The sequence below is a fragment of the Nocardioides sp. AE5 genome (genome assembly GCF_031844485.1).
Classification (GTDB): Bacteria; Actinomycetota; Actinomycetes; order Propionibacteriales; family Nocardioidaceae; genus Nocardioides.
Window position 1 is genome coordinate 184,045 of record NZ_JAUZVI010000008.1, and the last position, 16,435, is coordinate 200,479.

Sequence of the window (16,435 nt, forward strand, 5' to 3'; positions counted from 1 at the left end):
GAGTCGGAGTGCGCAGAGCGGTTTGTCCAGGGTCGTTCGACCCGGTCACCAACGGACACGTGGACATCGTGGCCCGGGCGTCGTACCTCTTTGACGAGGTCGTCGTGGCGGTCGGCGTCAACAAGTCCAAGAACCGGCTCTTCACCGCCGAGGAGCGGATGGACATGCTCAACGAGGCGTGCCGCGAGTTCCCCAACGTGAAGGTCGACGGCTTCTCCGGGCTCCTCACCACCTACTGCCAGGAGCACGACGTGCACGCGATCGTCAAGGGCCTGCGCGCGGTGAGTGACTTCGACTACGAACTGCAGATGGCGCAGATGAACTCCAGCCTGGCCGACGTCGAGACCGTCTTCGTGCCGACCAGCCCCGAGTATTCGTTCCTGGCCTCCAGCCTGGTCAAGGAGGTGGCCGCCTTCGGCGGCGACGTCTCCGGGCTGGTCCCCGACTTCGTGCGGACCCGGCTGGTGGAGCGCCTTGAGGAGAATCGTCGCAAGGGGGAGCAGTGAGCGACGTCCAGGCCGAACTGGCAGCGCTGCGGGAGAGCATCGTCGCCGCCCGGGCGATGCCGATGTCCGCCTCCGCGGTGGTCAACCGCGCCGAGGTGCTGGCCGCCATCGACCGGATCACCGAGGGCCTGGCCGTGGCCACCCAGGAGGCCGCTGCGGTGCTGGCCGAGCGTGACCGGGTGATAGCCGACGCCCAGGCCGAGGCCCGCGAGATCGTGCGCCTGGCGGGGCTGGAGCGCGACGGGCTCGTCTCCGACACCGAGGTCTTCCGCCTGGCCACCCGCAAGGCGGAGGAGATGCGCGCCGAGGCGGAGCGGGAGTCGGAGCAGTTGCGCCGCGACGCGGACGGCTACATCGAGCAGCGGTTCGCCAACTTCGAGCACGCCCTGGACCGGACCCTGGTCGAGGTCAGGCGCGGCATCGCGAACCTGTCCGGGCGCAGTGCCTTCAACGACGACGAGGACGCAGCGGACATGTTCAGCGACGTCCCGACCGACTCCGGATTCGGCCCCGGGGGCAAGCGGAGCGCAGCGCGTCGGGATTCCGGCGAGGGCGTTTTGCTGCCCAGGCCGGATGCCGGGTAGCCTTGGGTCGATTTGTTGTGGCTGGACAGGGAAACGTGAACACTTCGCAGCTGGACCCGAGGGCGCCGCTCGTGCTCGACACACGCGAGCTCGGCCGCCGCCCGGGGTCCCAGCGAGAGTTCACCGACCAGGTCCCGGCGCCGGCAGATCTTGGCATCGAGGTCCTCGGTGTCCGTGAAGGCTCGCAGGTGCAACTCGACCTGCGGCTGGAAGCGGTCATGGAGGGCGTCCTCGTCACCGGAGTGGCCCAGGCCGCTCTGGAGGGGGAGTGCGTGAGATGCCTGGAGCCGATCTCGGACGAGATCGAGACCCGGTTCCAGGAACTCTTCGTCTATGACGACGCGTCCCATGACGAGGCCGACGACGAGGAGAGCGATGTCAGCAGGCTCGAGGGCGACCTGATCGACCTGGAGCCGGTGTTGCGGGATGCGGTGGTGCTGGCACTGCCGTTCCAGCCCTTGTGCAGCGAGGACTGTCCCGGGTTGTGCACCGAGTGCGGTGCGCGGCTGGCGGACGATCCGGACCACTCACACGAGGCGCCGGTCGACCCCCGATGGGCCGGACTGGCAGCACTGAAGGAAGACCAGACAGACTGAATCGGCAGGCCAACCGGCCGGCCGCGAACCTGAGGAGAGAACAGTGGCAGTCCCGAAGCGGAAGATGTCGCGCAGCAACACGCGTCACCGTCGCTCGCAGTGGAAGGCCGTTGCGCCGACCCTCGTGACGTGCACCAACCCGGCCTGCGGCGCCAAGCACCTGCCCCACCGCGCCTGCGGTGAGTGCGGCCAGTACGGCGCCAAGGCGGCCCGCCGCCAGGTTCTCTGAACCCCCGCGAGTCCAGCGAATCGCCGGTGGGTCCGGAGACGGAGCACGACCCGGGCGAGACGAGCGACTACACCGAGCTGCGTGCCGCACTCGGTGATCCGGTCCTCGAGCCCGGGTTGCTCGACCGTGCCCTGACCCACCGCTCCTTCGCCTACGAGAACGGCGGCCTGCCGACCAACGAGCGACTGGAGTTCCTCGGCGACTCCGTGCTCGGCGTGGTGGTCACCGAGCATCTCTTCCGCACCCACCCGGACCTCTCCGAGGGGCGGTTGGCCAAGTTGCGTGCTGCCGTGGTCAACGCCCGTGCCCTGGCCGACGTGGCCCGGACCATCGGCCTGGGCGAGCACATCAAGCTCGGTCGCGGCGAGGAGACCACGGGCGGGCGCGACAAGGCATCGATCCTCTCCGACACCGTCGAGGCAGTGATCGGTGCGATCTACATCTCCGGCGGCTTCGAGAACGCCGTACCGGTGGTGCACCTGCTCTTCGATCCGCTGATGGAGGCTGCCGCCGGGCTCGGTGCCGGGCTGGACTGGAAGACCTCGCTGCAGGAACTCTCCGCCGAGCATTCGCTGGGCGTCCCGGAATACCTCATCGAGGGGTCCGGTCCCGACCACATGAAGTCGTTCACCGCCCAGGTGCGGGTCGGGGACGGCACCTATGGCCACGGCGTCGGCCGTTCCAAGAAGGAAGCCGAGCAGCAGGCCGCAGAGACGGCGTACGGCGAGATCAAGGCCGCGTTCAGCCAGCCCGATGCCTGAACTGCCCGAGGTCGAGGTGGTCCGCCGCGGGCTGGATGCCCACGCGGTCGGGCGCACGATCCAGGCCGTCGACGTGCTGCACACCCGGCCCGTACGCCGTGACCCCGGCGGCCCGACCGGCTTCATCGCCTCCCTCACCGGCCGCACCATCACCGCCGCCCGGCGCCGCGGCAAGTACCTGTGGCTCCCGTTGGACTCCGGCGACGCGATCCTTGCCCACCTCGGGATGAGCGGCCAGATGCTGGTCCAGGCACCCGGTCGCCCAGACGAGCGACACCTGCGCGTCCGCCTGCGCCTGGCCGGCCCGGACGGTGGCGCCCAGGAACTGCGCTTCGTCGACCAGCGGATGTTCGGTGGCCTGGCCACCTCGCTGGGCGGCGCCGACCTGCCGCCCGAGATTGCCCACATCGCTCGCGACCTGCTGGACCCGGAGTTCGACCTGGACGACTTCGTACGCCGGGTCCGCAAGCGCACCTCGGCGATCAAGCGACTGCTGCTCGATCAGTCCTTGGTCAGCGGTGTCGGCAACATCTATGCCGACGAGGCGCTGTGGCGGGCCCGGATCCACGGCGAGCGGCCCGGTGACCGACTCACCGGCAAGCAGGTGCGCGAACTGGCCGGGCATGCGGCTGACGTGATGCGCCAGGCGCTGGACCAGGGCGGCACCTCGTTCGATGCGCTGTATGTGAACGTGAACGGGGAGAGCGGCTACTTCGACCGGTCGCTGAACGCCTATGGCCGCGAGGGGGAGGCATGCCACGCCTGTGGCACCCCGATCCGCCGGGTCGCCTTCATGAACCGCTCGTCGTACTTCTGCCCGACCTGCCAACCCGTCCCGCGCAAGCGCCGCAACCCCTGAGCCCTCGCCGGTTTGACCTGAAGCCGGCCCGGTGGGACTCTTGAAGGCGGGCTGAATGCCCGCACACCACACTTTTCTTCGGAGGCTATGCATGGCCAAGGCGCTCCTCGGCTACATGAGCAGCGACCCGCGGTACACCACTCGACTCCCCGTCGAGCGACTCGCTCGCGAGAACCGTGACCTGCGCGAGCGGGTCGCCGATCTCGAGGCCCTGGTGACCCGCCTGAGCGAGGAGAACGATGCGCTCCTCGCCGCCCGCTCGGCAGAACTCCTCGAACCGGTCGAGGAGATGCAGCCGGCCTGATCGTCGGCTGTACGCAGCGGTCACGCCAGGGGCGTTGACCGCCAGCGATGGCGTCCTGATGTTGTGAGTCGCATCGTCGAAGCAGTCGTCCCGGCACGGCTGGGCACCAACTTCCGATGGCTCATCGGTTCCAGTTGGGCCAGCCAGATCGGCGACGGCATCGCCCTGGCCGCCGGGCCACTCCTGGTCGCCTCCCAGACCCACGACCCGTTCCTGGTCGCCATGGGCGTCCTGGTCCAGCGGCTGCCCTGGCTGCTCTTCGGCCTGTACGCCGGCGCGATCGCGGATCGCCTCGACCGGCGCCTCCTGGTGGTCGTGGTCAGCCTCGCCCGGGCGACCGTCCTGGCCATCCTGGTCGTCACCATCGCCACCGGTGCGGTCAGCATCGGCGTCGTCCTGGTCGCCCTCTTCTGCTTCGGCACCGCGGAGGTGTTCGCCGACACCAGTTCGCAGGCATTGCTGCCGATGGTGGTGGAGAAGCGGGATCTGGGCGTGGCCAACGCCCGGATGATGGCCGGGTTCATCACCATCAACCAGATGCTGGGACCGCCGCTCGGCGCCGCCCTCTTCGCCCTCGGCATGGCGTGGCCATTCGCGGCCGAGGCGGTCTGCGTGCTCTTCGCGGCGACGCTGATCTCCCGCATGCGCCTGCCAGCGGCGTCCACGCCCCGGGCCCGCACCCGGGTGCGCGACGACATCAGCGAGGGCCTGCGCTGGACCTGGCACCACCCCGCCGTACGCACCCTGACCCTGACCATCGTCGCCTTCAACATCACCTTCGGCGCGGCCTGGTCGGTGCTGGTGCTCTATGCGGTGAAGACGCTGGGCATGGGCGAGGTCGGCTTCGGGCTGCTCACCACCGCCAGTGCCGTCGGCGGACTGCTCGGCATCGGTTGCTATGGCTGGCTGGAACGGCGCTTCTCACTCGGCGACATCATGCGGGTCGGACTGCTCGTCGAGACCTTCACCCATCTCGCCCTGGCAGTGAACCGCTCCGGCGCCCTTGCCCTGGTGATCCTCTTCGTCTTCGGTGCCCATGCCTTCATCTGGGGCACCACCTCGCGCACGGTGCGGATGCGGGCCGTGCCGAGTGAGTTCCAGGGGCGGGTGGGCAGCGTCTACCTGGTCGGCGTCTTCGGTTCGATGGTTCTGGGCACTGCGCTGGGCGGGGTGATCGCCGGCGCGTGGGGGATCACGGCACCGTTCTGGTTCGGGTTCGTCGGCTCCGCGGTGATGGTCGCACTGGTCTGGCGCCAGATGCCGCACATCGCGCATGCGGACAGCGAGGCCGTGTAACCTCGGCGGTGCTGATCTTCCCCACGGCGCTGCTGCAATGATTCGTCGTTCAGCCCCCAACGCTGCCTGACCGTCGTCGCGAGGAGCCACCTTGTATCTCAAGAGCCTCACGCTCAAGGGCTTCAAGTCCTTCGCGTCCTCGACCACGCTGCAACTCGAGCCCGGCATCACCTGCATCGTCGGGCCCAACGGCTCGGGCAAGTCGAACGTCGTCGACGCGCTGGCCTGGGTGATGGGGGAGCAGGGTGCCAAGTCCCTGCGCGGCGGCAAGATGGAGGACGTCATCTTCGCCGGTACGTCGGGCCGCCCGCCGCTCGGACGCGCCGAGGTGCAGCTGACCATCGACAACGCCGACGGGGCGCTGCCCATCGAGTACGCCGAGGTCACCATCAGCCGGACCATGTTCCGCAACGGCGGCTCCGAATACGCGATCAACGGCAACACCTGTCGCCTGCTCGACGTACAGGAACTCCTCTCCGACTCCGGCATCGGCCGGGAGATGCACGTCATCGTCGGCCAGGGCCAGCTGGACCAGATCCTGCACGCCACTCCCGAGGACCGCCGCGGGTTCATCGAGGAGGCCGCCGGGGTCCTCAAGCACCGCAAGCGCAAGGAGAAGGCGCTGCGCAAGCTGGACTCCACCGAGGGCAACCTGAACCGTCTTTCGGACCTGCTCAGCGAGATCCGCCGCCAACTCAAGCCGCTGGGGCGCCAGGCCGAGGTTGCCCGCAAGGCCGCAACCGTCCAGGCCGACGTCCGCGACGCCCGGTCCCGGCTGCTCGCCGACGACCTGGTCACCGCGCGCACCGCGCTCGAGCAGGAGATGGCCGATGAGTCGGTGCTGGTCGCCCGTCGGGCCCAGCTCGAGGCGGACCTGCAGGCCAGCCGCGACCAGGAGTCCTCCGTCGAGGCCGCGTTGCGCGAGGACCTGCCCGCCCTGTCCCAGGCCCAGGAGACCTGGTTCGCGCTCTCCGGCCTGCGCGAGCGGATCCGCGGCACCCAGTCACTGGCCGCGGAGCGGGTCCGCAACGCCAGCGCGGCGGGCGACGCCCCCGAGCAGCAGGGCGGCCGTGACCCGGAGCAACTGGAGGCCGAGGCGGCCCGGGTCGCCGAGCAGGAGCAGCAGATCGAGGTCGAACTCGAGGGCCAGCGCGCCGCGATGAGCGAAGCGGTCACCGCCCGCAAGGCGGCCGAGGACGCCGCCGCGGAGGAGGAGCGCCGCGTGGCCGGGCTGCAGCGCGCAGCAGCGGACCGCCGCGAGGGCCTGGCCCGGCTGCACGGACAGGTCAACGCGCTCAAGTCGCGCGCCGCCGCGGCCGACGACGAGATCGGCCGGCTCACCCAGGCCCGCGAGGACGCCGTGGCCCGGGCCGACCGCGCCCAGCGCGACTTCACCGCACTGGAGACCAAGGTGGCCGGCCTGGATGCCGGTGAGGAGGGCCTGGACGCCGAGCACGAGGCAGCCGTCGCCCAACTCGACGACGTCGAGGAGCGCCTGGCCAAGGCCCGCGAGGAGATGACCCAGGCCGACCGCGACCGCAGCGCCCTGAACGCCCGGCGCGACGCGCTGCAGATGGGCCTGGACCGCAAGGACGGGGCCGGCGCACTGCTCGCCGCCACCGGTGAGGTCTCCGGCCTGCTCGGATCGGTGGCGGCCCTGCTGTCGGTCCGCAACGGCTTCGAGGCCGCCGTCGCCGGAGCCCTCGGCCGGGCCGCGGACGCGATCGCGGTCACCGGCCCCGATGCCGCGATCGGTGCCATCGACCACCTCAAGTCCGCCGACCTCGGACGCGCCGGCCTGCTGCTCGGTGGCGGACCCGAGGCCGACCGGGACTGGCCCGGCCTGCCCGGCGATGCGACGTACGCCGTGGACGCGGTGGAGTGCCCCGACGAGTTGCGCCCGGCGCTGACCCGGCTCCTCTTCAAGGTCGCCGTGGTCGATGACCTGGCCGCGGCCAAGGCACTGGTCGCCGAACTGCCCGACGTGACCGCGGTGACCCGTGACGGTGACCAGCTCGGCGCCCACTTCGCCTCGGGTGGCTCGTCGGCGAGCCAGTCCCTGATTGAGATCCAGGCCGCCGTCGAGGAGGCCGGCCGGGCGCTGGAGGAGGCGACCGCCGCCGGGGAGCGACTCGGCTTCGAGATCTCCCGGATGGAGGCCGAGCGTCTCGAGGCACACAAGCGCGTCGACGTGGCCCTGGCCAAGCTGCACGAGTCGGATGCCACGCTGGCCGCGGTCGCGGAGGAACTGGGGCAGCACGGCTCCCAGGCGCGCTCGGCGCGGGGCGAGGCGGAGCGGCTGGAGCGCGCGATCGTGGCCGCGAACGAGGCCCGCGAGAAGGACCTGGCCGGTCTGGCCGACCTCGAGGCGCGGTTGGCCTCGGCCGAGGAGGCTCCCGAGGAGGAGCCCGACACCAGCGTCCGTGAGGGACTCGTCGAGGCGGCCCGGGCGGCTCGCCAGGCAGAGATGGACGCACGGCTGGCGCTGCGCACCTCCGAGGAGCGGGCGCGGGCCCTGCACGGTCGCGCTGACGGCCTGCTGCGCGCCGCCCGCCAGGAGCGCGAGGCCCGGGCGAAGGCACGCGAACGGCGCGAGCGGATGATCCGCGAGGGCAAGGCCGCCGAGGCCGTGGTGGCCGGGGCCGCCGTCGTCCTGGAACACCTCAACACCTCCACCGAGCTGGCCGCGCGGGCGCGGACCGAGATCGAGGAGTCGCGGGCGATGCGCGAGCAGGCGCTGATGGAGATCCGTGCCCGGCTCCGCGACCTGGCCCGCGAGCACGACGAACTGGTCAACACCGTGCACCGCGACGAGATGGCCCGCACCCAGCAGCGGATGCGGATCGAACAGCTCGAGGAACGTGCCGTGGACGAGCTCGGCACCGACCCCGAGGTGCTGGTCGCCGAATACGGACCCGAGGTGCTGGTGCCGTTCTTCGGCGAGGTGCCCGAGGGTGAGGAGGCTCCCGAGCCGGTGCCGTTCGTCCGCGAGGAGCAGGCCAAGCGGCTCCGCGCCGCCGAGCGGGCGCTCTCCATGCTCGGCAAGGTCAACCCGCTGGCGCTGGAGGAGTTCTCCGCGATGGAGGAGCGGCACAAGTTCCTCACCGAGCAACTCGAAGACCTGAAGAAGACCCGGCGCGACCTCCTCGACATCGTCCGCGAGGTCGACCAGCGGGTGGAGCAGGTCTTCACCGAGGCATGGGAGGACGTACGGGTCGCCTTCGACCACGTCTTCGCCCGGCTCTTCCCCGGCGGCGAGGGCAAGCTCGTGCTGACCGACCCGGGCGACATGCTCAACACCGGCATCGAGGTGGAGGCACGCCCGGCCGGCAAGAAGGTGAAGCGCCTCTCCCTGCTCTCGGGTGGGGAGCGTTCCCTGGTCGCGGTGGCCTTCCTGGTCTCGCTCTTCAAGGCCCGGCCCTCGCCGTTCTACATCCTCGACGAGGTGGAGGCGGCGCTCGACGACACCAACCTCGGCCGGCTGCTGGAGATCTACGAAGAGCTCCGGGCGCACTCGCAACTGCTGGTGATCACCCACCAGAAGCGGACCATGGAGGTCGGGGACGCGCTGTACGGCGTCACCATGCGCGGCGACGGCGTCTCCGCGGTGATCAGCCAGCGGCTCCGGGAGACCGAACCCGCTTGAGCGGCTCGCGTGTGACAGTGCACCGGATTGCAGTCACCTGGTGACTGCAATCCGGTGCACTGATTTCACGCTCCCCTCCACAGGGTGGCCCAGGGTGGGTTGCGACGCATGACCGACCGCTGCACGGTGTCGGCATGGATCTCTGGGGAGTGCAGGAACGCCAGGCCGGCGTCGTCTCGCGACGGCAGGTCCTGGCCGCGGGCCGGAGCGACAACGACATCCGCAGGTTGGTGCGACGCCGTGACCTGTCGCTCGTCCATGACGGCGTGTACGTCGACCACACCGGTCCGCTGACCTGGCTGCAGCAGGCGTGGGCGGCGGTGCTCCTGCATGAACCGGCAGCGCTGAGCCACGATTCGGCACTGCGCGCGGTGGACGGTCCTGGGCGGCGGGACCGCTCCGCCGGTGGGCCGGTCCATGTCGCCGTCGATCGCTCCCGCACGGTCACTCGTCGTTCCGGAATCGTGGTGCACCAGATGGCGGGGTTCGACAGCAAGGCGCTGCTGCACACCGCGCCGCCGCGGATTCGGGTGGAGGAAGCAGCGCTCGACGTTGCGGCCGCCGCAGCGGGGGACCTGGACGCGATTGCGGTGCTGGCCGGGGTCGTCCAGGCACGGCGTACGACCGCCCCACGCATGCTCGAGGCGCTCGCCGGGCGGGCCAGGATCGGGCGCCGCAAGCTGATGGTCGACGTGCTCGGTGATGTCGCGGCCGGGACGTGTTCCGCGCTGGAGCACAGCTATCTGGACCGGGTGGAGCGCGCGCACGGGTTGCCGAGCGCTCGCCGACAAGTCCGGGATTCCCTCAAGGGGCCGGTCTACCGGGACGTCGAGTATGACGATTTCGGCCTGGTCGTCGAACTCGACGGACGCCTCTTCCATGACAGTGCCGAGACCCGGGACCACGACATGGAGCGCGACCTGGACACCGCACTTGGCCACCGCGCGACGGTGCGGCTCGGCTGGGGACAGGCGCACGTCCGAAGCTGTGTGACTGCGGAGAAGGTCGGTCGGCTCCTCCAAGCGCGTGGATGGCGGGGAACGGTGCATCCGTGTCCCCGGTGCGCCGTCGTCCAGGTGCGTCGCGCCGGATAGTGCACCGGATCCCAGTCACCTGGTGACTGCGATCCGGTGCACAGTGCCAGCGGGGCGACGAACTAAGCTGGCAGGGTGAGCGAACGCCCCCCTCTGCCGACCCGTGACGACTACGTTGCCTGGCGCACCGTGACCACCCGCTGGCGCGACGACGACGCCTATGGGCACCTCAACAACGCGACCTACTACGAGCTCTTCGACACCGCGGTCAACGCGCACCTGTTCGAGGCCACCGGCACAAACGTGCGGCTGCTGCCGCAGATCGGTGTTGTCGCCGAGACGTCGTGCCGCTATTTCCGCGAGATCGGCTTCCCGGAGCCGATCGAGATGGGGCTGGTGGTCGACAAGGTCGGCACGTCCTCGATCGTCTACCGGATCGGCCTCTTCCAGGGGGAGTCCGACGTGGCGGCCGCCGAGGGCCGCTTCGTCCATGTGTACGTCGACAATGCGCACGGCGCCGGCAACCGCCCGGTGGTGCCGATGCCGGACGTGATCCGGGCTGCGGTGGAGCCGCTGCTGCGCCCCTGAACCGGCCACCGGCCCGCGTGAGATCGACCACGCGTCCCCGCGGGAGCGAGTGACCACGGCTTGGGTTGGCGCGATGACTGTGCCAGATTGGCAAGGTCCGCTTGCCAATCTGAACACCTCGGGGTGAACCTCATGCTCGCCATTGCCTTGTCGATGCTCGCGATCCTGGTGCTGTCCGGCGCTGTCGTCGTGTACGCCGCCTTCCCGCACCGCGGCGAGGAGATCCCCGGTGTCCCGTGGGTGGGCGAGGCGATGAAGAAGACGGTGGACGCAGTCCCCACCATCGACCGCCGCTGAACCCTCTGGTTGGATTCGACCCATGGATTTCCTGGGTGACTGGCTCTACCTGATCATCGCGATCGCTGTCGTCGGCGTCCTCGCCATCGCTGGCCTGGTTGCCGGCATCGGCCGCAAGCGGCCCTCCGAGGATCCGGCCCCGAGTGCGCCGCCGGAGGTCTCCACCGAGGAACCCCCTGCTGCGCCGCCGGTTGAGGAACCCGTTGCCGAGCCCACGCCGACGATCGAGCGTCCGGAGGGCACCGCCAGTCGGCTGGTCCGCCTGCGCCAGCGCCTGGCCCGCTCCCAGGGCAGCCTGGGCAAGGGCCTGCTCGCACTGCTCTCCCGCGACCGCCTCGACGAGGACACCTGGGAGGACATCGAGGACACCCTGCTCACCGCCGACATCGGCGTGGCCCCGACCCAGGAACTCGTCGAGAAGCTCCGGACCCGACTCCGGGTCGAGGGCAACGAAGCCGGCACCCCGCGCGACGTACTGCGGGAAGAACTGATCAACCTGGTCGACCCGGAGATGGACCGCCGCCTCCAGATCAGTGGCGAGGACGGCAAGCCGGGCGTGGTCCTGGTGGTGGGCGTCAACGGTGCCGGCAAGACCACCACGGTGGGCAAGATCTCCCGGATCCTGGTCGCCGACGAGCGCACGGTGGTGCTCGGTGCGGCCGACACCTTCCGTGCCGCGGCCGTGGAGCAACTGGCCACCTGGGGCGAGCGCGTCGGCGTCCCCGTGGTCAAGGGGCCCGAGGGGTCCGACCCGGCCAGCGTCGCCTTCGAGGCCGTCAAGAAAGGGACCGAGGACGGCGCGGACGTGGTCCTGGTCGACACGGCCGGCCGCCTGCAGAACAAGGCCGGCCTGATGGACGAACTAGGCAAGGTGAAGCGCGTCATCGAGAAGCAGGCCCCGGTCACCGAGGTGCTGCTGGTCCTGGACGCCACCACCGGCCAGAACGGGATGATCCAGGCGCGCGTCTTCTCGGAGATCGTCAACGTCACCGGCATCGTGCTCACCAAGCTCGACGGCTCGGCCAAGGGCGGCATCGTGGTCGCCGTACAGCGCGAACTCGGCGTCCCGGTCAAGCTGGTCGGCCTCGGCGAGGGCGCCGACGACCTGGCGCCGTTCCAGCCCGAGGCATTCGTCGACGCCTTGCTGGGCTGAGGCCGGGCTGAGTCCGGACCGAGCGAAACACAGGCGTAACAGAACCCCGCGATCCGTTTCCCGCGCGCAACACATGAGCACGCGCGGCGAAATCTCGTGACAGCAGTGTGTCTCCCACCGGGGCACCGATCCTGACAGCGCGGTCAGGAGCCGGGCGGCCCCTTCCCGAGACACAACGAGGTTCTGAGCATGGAAGACGTACTCGACCCCGGCATCACGGCGTGGATGCTGACATCAGCGTCGCTGGTGCTGCTGATGACTCCCGGACTGGCCTTCTTCTACGGCGGCATGGTCCGCGCGAAGTCCGTCCTCAACATGATGATGATGTCGTTCGGAGCGATGGGCTCCATCGGCGTCGTCTACGTCCTGTGGGGCTGGTCGATGTCCTACGGCGAGAGCGTGGGCGGGTTCTTCGGCAACCCGTTCGACCAGTTCGGCCTGCAGGGCACGATCCTGGACGGCAACGGCGACTACATCATCTCCGGTGGCCTGCCGGTCGTCGTCGACGTCGGCTTCCAGGTCACCTTCGCGATCATCACCGTGGCCCTGATCAGCGGCGCCATCGCCGACCGGGTCAAGTTCTCCACCTGGATGGTCTTCACCGGGATCTGGGCGACGCTGTGCTACTTCCCGCTGGCCCACATGGTCTGGGGCGGCGGCTTCCTCGGCGACGGCCCGGACGGCCTGGCCGCGAAGATCTTCGGCACCATCGGTGACGGCGCCGAGGCGGTTGCCCAGGTCGCGCCGATCGACTTCGCCGGCGGCACCGTGGTCCACATCAACGCCGGTGTTGCTGCGCTGGTCCTGGTCCTGCTGATCGGTGCCCGCAAGGGATTCGGCAAGGAGCCGATGCGCCCGCACAACCTGCCATTCGTGATGCTCGGTGCCGGCCTGCTCTGGTTCGGCTGGTTCGGCTTCAACGGTGGATCGGCGTACGCCGCCGACGGTGGCGCCGGCCTGGCCTGGGTCAACACCACCACCTGCACGGCTGCTGCGATCCTCGGCTGGTTGATCGTGGAGAAGATCCGCGACGGCGAGCCCACCTCGCTGGGTGCCGCCTCCGGCATCGTGGCCGGACTGGTGGCGATCACCCCGGCTGCCGGCGACGTCAGCCCGGTCGGCGCGATCGCCCTCGGCCTGGTGGCCGGTGCGCTGTGCGCCATGGCGGTGGGCCTCAAGCACCGCTTCGGGTACGACGACTCGCTCGATGTGGTCGGCGTCCACCTGGTCGGCGGCCTGGTCGGGACGGTGGCACTGGGCTTCATCGCGACCAGCGGCGGCCTCCTCTACGGCGACGGCCCGAAGCTGCTCGTGGTCCAGATCGCCATCGTCGCCTTCGCGATCATCTGGACGGCCGTGCTGACCCTGGCCCTGGGCCTGGCCATCAAGTACACCCTCGGCTGGAGGATCGACGAGGACGACGAGGTCAGCGGCATCGACCGGGTCGAGCACGGCGAGACCGCCTACGAGTTCGGCGCCTCGGGAGCCCGTCGCTCCGTCCTCGCCACCCGCGCCACCGCGCACCGGGCCGACGCCTCGGCCCCCGTCACCGAAGGAGCACAGGCATGAAGCTGGTCACCGCGGTCGTCAAGCCGCACAAGTGGGAGGACGTCCGGGAGGCCCTCGAGGTCTTCGGGATCACCGGGATGACGGTCAGTGAGGTCAGCGGCTATGGCCGCCAGAAGGGCCACACCGAGGTCTACCGGGGTGCGGAGTACGACATCGCCCTGGTCCCGAAGATCCGGATCGAGATCGTCCTCGACGACGATGCCGCCGAGGACGTGGCCGGGATCATCGTGAAGGCGGCCGCCACCGGCCGGATCGGTGACGGCAAGGTCTGGATCAGCCCGGTCGAGACAGTGGTCCGGGTCCGCACCGGTGACCGCGACGAAGCCGCGCTCTGACCAGGCCGCCACGATGAGGACGCCCTGCGAGTCGAGGCCCACGGGCCCCGGCGCGCAGGGCGTCCGGGCGTGGCGGGCCGGGATCGGGAGGCAACGATGACTGCGGCCGAGCGCGCTGCCCGAACCGAGGCGGCCGACGACCTGTGCCGCACGGCGTACGACGGACTGGCCGGACCGCGGACCGGTGTGGCGCTGGTGGCCGTCGGCGGCTATGGCAGGGGCGAACTGGCCCCGCGCTCCGACCTGGACGTGGTGCTGCTCCATGACGACGGAGTCGACCCCGGGGCACTGGCCGGCCAGGTCTGGTATCCGCTCTGGGACTCGGGTGTCCGGCTGGACCATGCGGTCCGCTCCACCAGCGAGGTGCTCGCTGCTGCCGCGGGTGACCTGAAGGTGGCCCTGGGCCTGCTCGACCTGAGGTTCCTGGCCGGGGATCCGCACCTGGCCCTGCGGGTGCGCACCACGGTGCTGGCCCAGTGGCGCCGCGATGCGCGCACCCGGCTGCCCCAGTTGCGCGAACTGGTCGCCGCGCGCCACCTGGCCACCGGGGAACTGGCCCATGCCGGGGTGCCCGATCTGAAGGAGTCCCAGGGCGGTCTGCGCGACGCCTGCGTGCTCCGTGCGCTGGTCGCCACCTGGCTGGTCGACGTGCCGCACGTGGAACTGGAGCGGTGCCGCCAGGACCTGCTCGATGTCCGCGACGCGCTGCACGGACTTGGCGCCCGGCAGGGGGACCGGATCGGTCCGGAGGCATGGGCGCCCCTGGCTGCCGGGCTCGGGCTGGACACGCCGCTGGCCGCGCAGCAACGGGTCCGGACCGCGGCACGACGGATCAGCCACGTCTCCCGGCTGGCCTGGCGCCGGGTCGACGGGGCACTGGCGCGCCCCCGCAACGTCGGGCCACGGCGCCCCGAACTGCACCCGGTCGCACCCGGTGTCGCGATCGCGCGCGACGAGATCGTGCTGGACCGAGGCGCCCGCCCCGCGGACGACCCGACCCTGCTGCTGCGGGCCTGCGCGGAGGCCGCCGAGCGGGACCTGCTGCTGGCGCCGGCCACCGCAGCGCGCCTGGTCCGTGAGTGCGGCCCCCTGCCGGAGCCGTGGCCCAGCCAGGCGCGGGAGGTGATGGTCCGGCTGCTGGCTGCCGGTCGCGGACTGTTGCCCGTGTGGGAAACCCTGGAGCAGGTCGGGGGACTGGACCGGATCCTGCCCGAGTGGGAGCAGATCCGCACCCTGCCGCACGCCTCGACCATCCACCGCTTCACCGTCGACCGCCACTCGGTGGAGACCTGCATCGAGGCGGCCTCGCTGATCCGGCAGGTGGCCCGCCCCGACGTACTCCTGGTGGCGGCCCTGCTCCACGACATCGGCAAGGGCCAGGCAGGTGACCATGCCCGCGTCGGTGCGCCGGTGGCGTGTGCGACAGCTGTGCGGATGGGGTTCGGCGACGACGAGGCAGGCCTGGTGGCCGGGCTGGTCCGCCACCACCTGTTGCTGGCCCGGCTGGCCACCTCGCGCGACCTCGACGACCCCGCCACGGTGGCCGAACTCCGTGCCGGGGTGGGCTCCGAGGCAGAGCTGGACCTGTTGCTGGCCCTGACCGAGGCAGACGCCCGCGCCACCTCGCCCAAGGCATGGACCCCGTGGCGTGCCGGGCTGGTGCGCCACCTGGTGGCGACCACCCGCGCTTCGCTGGCCGATGCGGCGCCGGTCCCGGTGCCACGCGAGGAGGCCGTGGAGATCCCGTGGCAGGTCCGCCACGACTGCGCCGAGGTGAGCGTCGCGGTGCGCCAGCACGAGTCCGGCGCCACGGTCACCGTCGTCTCCGGTGACCGGGTCGGGCTGCTGGCCGATGTCGCGGCGATGCTGGCCGTGCAGGGGACGTCGGTGCGGGCAGCGCGGGCCTGGACCGATGACGGCTTCGGGGTCTCGCAGTGGGAGGTGGCCGACCAGTTCCTCGACGCCGCCCTGCTGCGGCAACGGCTGCTCGGGATCATCGATGGCCGGATCGATCCGGCCGCCCGGCTGCGCACGCGGGCCGGACACCATCCGGCCCGTCTGGAGCCCAGCGTGGCGGTCCGTCCGGGCGCCTCGCACAGCGCGACGGTGCTCGAGGTGCGCGCCGAGGACCGGCCCGGGGTGCTGCACCGGGTCTGCGCCGCCCTGGCCGACCTCAAGGTCTCCGTGCGATCGGCGCACGTGGACACGCTGGGGCCCCAGGCCACCGATGTCTTCTACCTCCAGGAGCTCGGCGCGGGGGCGCTCACTGACGACCGTGCGGCTGCCGCGGCCCACGGCGTACGTGCTGCACTGTCGGCGGACGGCGCCGAGGGGGCGGTCGGGACGGAACGTTTCCGCCACGGGTGAGCCGGGCAGGAGGTGCCCATGGCCCATCGACTCCCTGGCCGCCCGGCGTGGATCCTGGCGGCGCTGCTTGCCCTGACCGGCATGGCAGCGTGCTCCGACGACGAACCCTTCGCCTATTCCAGCAGCGCCCAGGCGCCCGACGACGCGGCGTACGCCGACCAATCGTCCGACACCGAACCACGCGTCGGGGATGGCAAGGTCGAGTTGCAGATGGACAGCGGAGCGACGCTGGTGATGTGGATCGACCCCGACGACATCCGCAAGGTCTACGTGCAGCACTCCGACCCCGAGGACGACCAGGCGTGGACCGA

17 protein-coding genes are annotated in these 16,435 nt (G+C 70.8%); all 17 read left to right on the forward strand.

Annotated features, from left to right (window positions below):
* Window positions 1-8 precede the first annotated feature (8 nt).
* On the forward strand, window positions 9-506 hold the full coding sequence (gene coaD, locus Q9R27_RS13195; protein ID WP_311252849.1) for a pantetheine-phosphate adenylyltransferase: 498 nt from the start codon (window positions 9-11) through the stop codon (window positions 504-506).
* Window positions 503-1,090: a hypothetical protein gene (locus Q9R27_RS13200; RefSeq protein ID WP_311252850.1), complete on the forward strand. Its 588-nt coding sequence runs from the start codon at window positions 503-505 to the stop codon at window positions 1,088-1,090. The genes coaD and Q9R27_RS13200 overlap by 4 nt, the downstream gene beginning before the upstream one ends.
* Before the next feature lie 35 nt (window positions 1,091-1,125).
* Window positions 1,126-1,686, forward strand: a complete 561-nt coding sequence (locus tag Q9R27_RS13205; protein WP_311252851.1) for a YceD family protein — start codon at window positions 1,126-1,128, stop codon at window positions 1,684-1,686.
* A 43-nt stretch (window positions 1,687-1,729) separates the two neighbouring features.
* Window positions 1,730-1,915 carry a 50S ribosomal protein L32 gene (gene rpmF, locus Q9R27_RS13210; protein ID WP_311252852.1) on the forward strand — a complete coding sequence of 62 codons (186 nt, stop codon included), beginning with the start codon at window positions 1,730-1,732 and terminating at the stop codon, window positions 1,913-1,915.
* Window positions 1,916-1,941: 26 nt separating this feature from the next.
* The gene (gene rnc / locus Q9R27_RS13215; protein WP_397219694.1) at window positions 1,942-2,676 is read left to right on the forward strand and encodes a ribonuclease III; all 735 of its coding nucleotides are present in this window, start codon (window positions 1,942-1,944) and stop codon (window positions 2,674-2,676) included.
* Entirely contained in the window at window positions 2,669-3,535 is an 867-nt protein-coding gene (gene mutM, locus Q9R27_RS13220) for a bifunctional DNA-formamidopyrimidine glycosylase/DNA-(apurinic or apyrimidinic site) lyase (RefSeq protein WP_311252853.1), read from the forward strand. The genes rnc and mutM overlap by 8 nt, the downstream gene beginning before the upstream one ends.
* Before the next feature lie 91 nt (window positions 3,536-3,626).
* Complete coding sequence (locus tag Q9R27_RS13225) at window positions 3,627-3,839, forward strand: hypothetical protein (protein ID WP_311252854.1); 213 nt, start codon at window positions 3,627-3,629, stop codon at window positions 3,837-3,839.
* A gap of 63 nt (window positions 3,840-3,902) precedes the next feature.
* Complete coding sequence (locus Q9R27_RS13230; RefSeq protein WP_311252855.1) at window positions 3,903-5,135, forward strand: MFS transporter; 1,233 nt, start codon at window positions 3,903-3,905, stop codon at window positions 5,133-5,135.
* Between the two features lie 91 nt (window positions 5,136-5,226).
* Window positions 5,227-8,781: a chromosome segregation protein SMC gene (gene smc / locus Q9R27_RS13235; RefSeq protein ID WP_311252856.1), complete on the forward strand. Its 3,555-nt coding sequence runs from the start codon at window positions 5,227-5,229 to the stop codon at window positions 8,779-8,781.
* 134 nt (window positions 8,782-8,915) lie between these two features.
* Complete coding sequence (locus tag Q9R27_RS13240) at window positions 8,916-9,875, forward strand: type IV toxin-antitoxin system AbiEi family antitoxin domain-containing protein (RefSeq protein WP_311252857.1); 960 nt, start codon at window positions 8,916-8,918, stop codon at window positions 9,873-9,875.
* A gap of 75 nt (window positions 9,876-9,950) precedes the next feature.
* Window positions 9,951-10,403 (forward strand): thioesterase family protein, encoded by a 453-nt coding sequence (locus Q9R27_RS13245; protein ID WP_311252858.1) that lies wholly within the window; start codon window positions 9,951-9,953, stop codon window positions 10,401-10,403.
* Between the two features lie 132 nt (window positions 10,404-10,535).
* Entirely contained in the window at window positions 10,536-10,700 is a 165-nt protein-coding gene (locus Q9R27_RS13250) for a hypothetical protein (RefSeq protein WP_311252859.1), read from the forward strand.
* 22 nt (window positions 10,701-10,722) lie between these two features.
* Window positions 10,723-11,853: a signal recognition particle-docking protein FtsY gene (ftsY, locus tag Q9R27_RS13255; protein ID WP_311252860.1), complete on the forward strand. Its 1,131-nt coding sequence runs from the start codon at window positions 10,723-10,725 to the stop codon at window positions 11,851-11,853.
* Window positions 11,854-12,042: 189 nt separating this feature from the next.
* Window positions 12,043-13,422 carry an ammonium transporter gene (locus Q9R27_RS13260; RefSeq protein WP_311252861.1) on the forward strand — a complete coding sequence of 460 codons (1,380 nt, stop codon included), beginning with the start codon at window positions 12,043-12,045 and terminating at the stop codon, window positions 13,420-13,422.
* The gene (locus tag Q9R27_RS13265) at window positions 13,419-13,757 is read left to right on the forward strand and encodes a P-II family nitrogen regulator (protein WP_311252862.1); all 339 of its coding nucleotides are present in this window, start codon (window positions 13,419-13,421) and stop codon (window positions 13,755-13,757) included. The genes Q9R27_RS13260 and Q9R27_RS13265 overlap by 4 nt, the downstream gene beginning before the upstream one ends.
* A gap of 96 nt (window positions 13,758-13,853) precedes the next feature.
* Window positions 13,854-16,124: a [protein-PII] uridylyltransferase gene (locus Q9R27_RS13270; protein WP_311252863.1), complete on the forward strand. Its 2,271-nt coding sequence runs from the start codon at window positions 13,854-13,856 to the stop codon at window positions 16,122-16,124.
* Window positions 16,125-16,142: 18 nt separating this feature from the next.
* Window positions 16,143-16,435, forward strand: a 293-nt coding sequence (locus tag Q9R27_RS13275; protein ID WP_311252864.1) for a hypothetical protein, incomplete at its 3' end; no start/stop codon positions are given.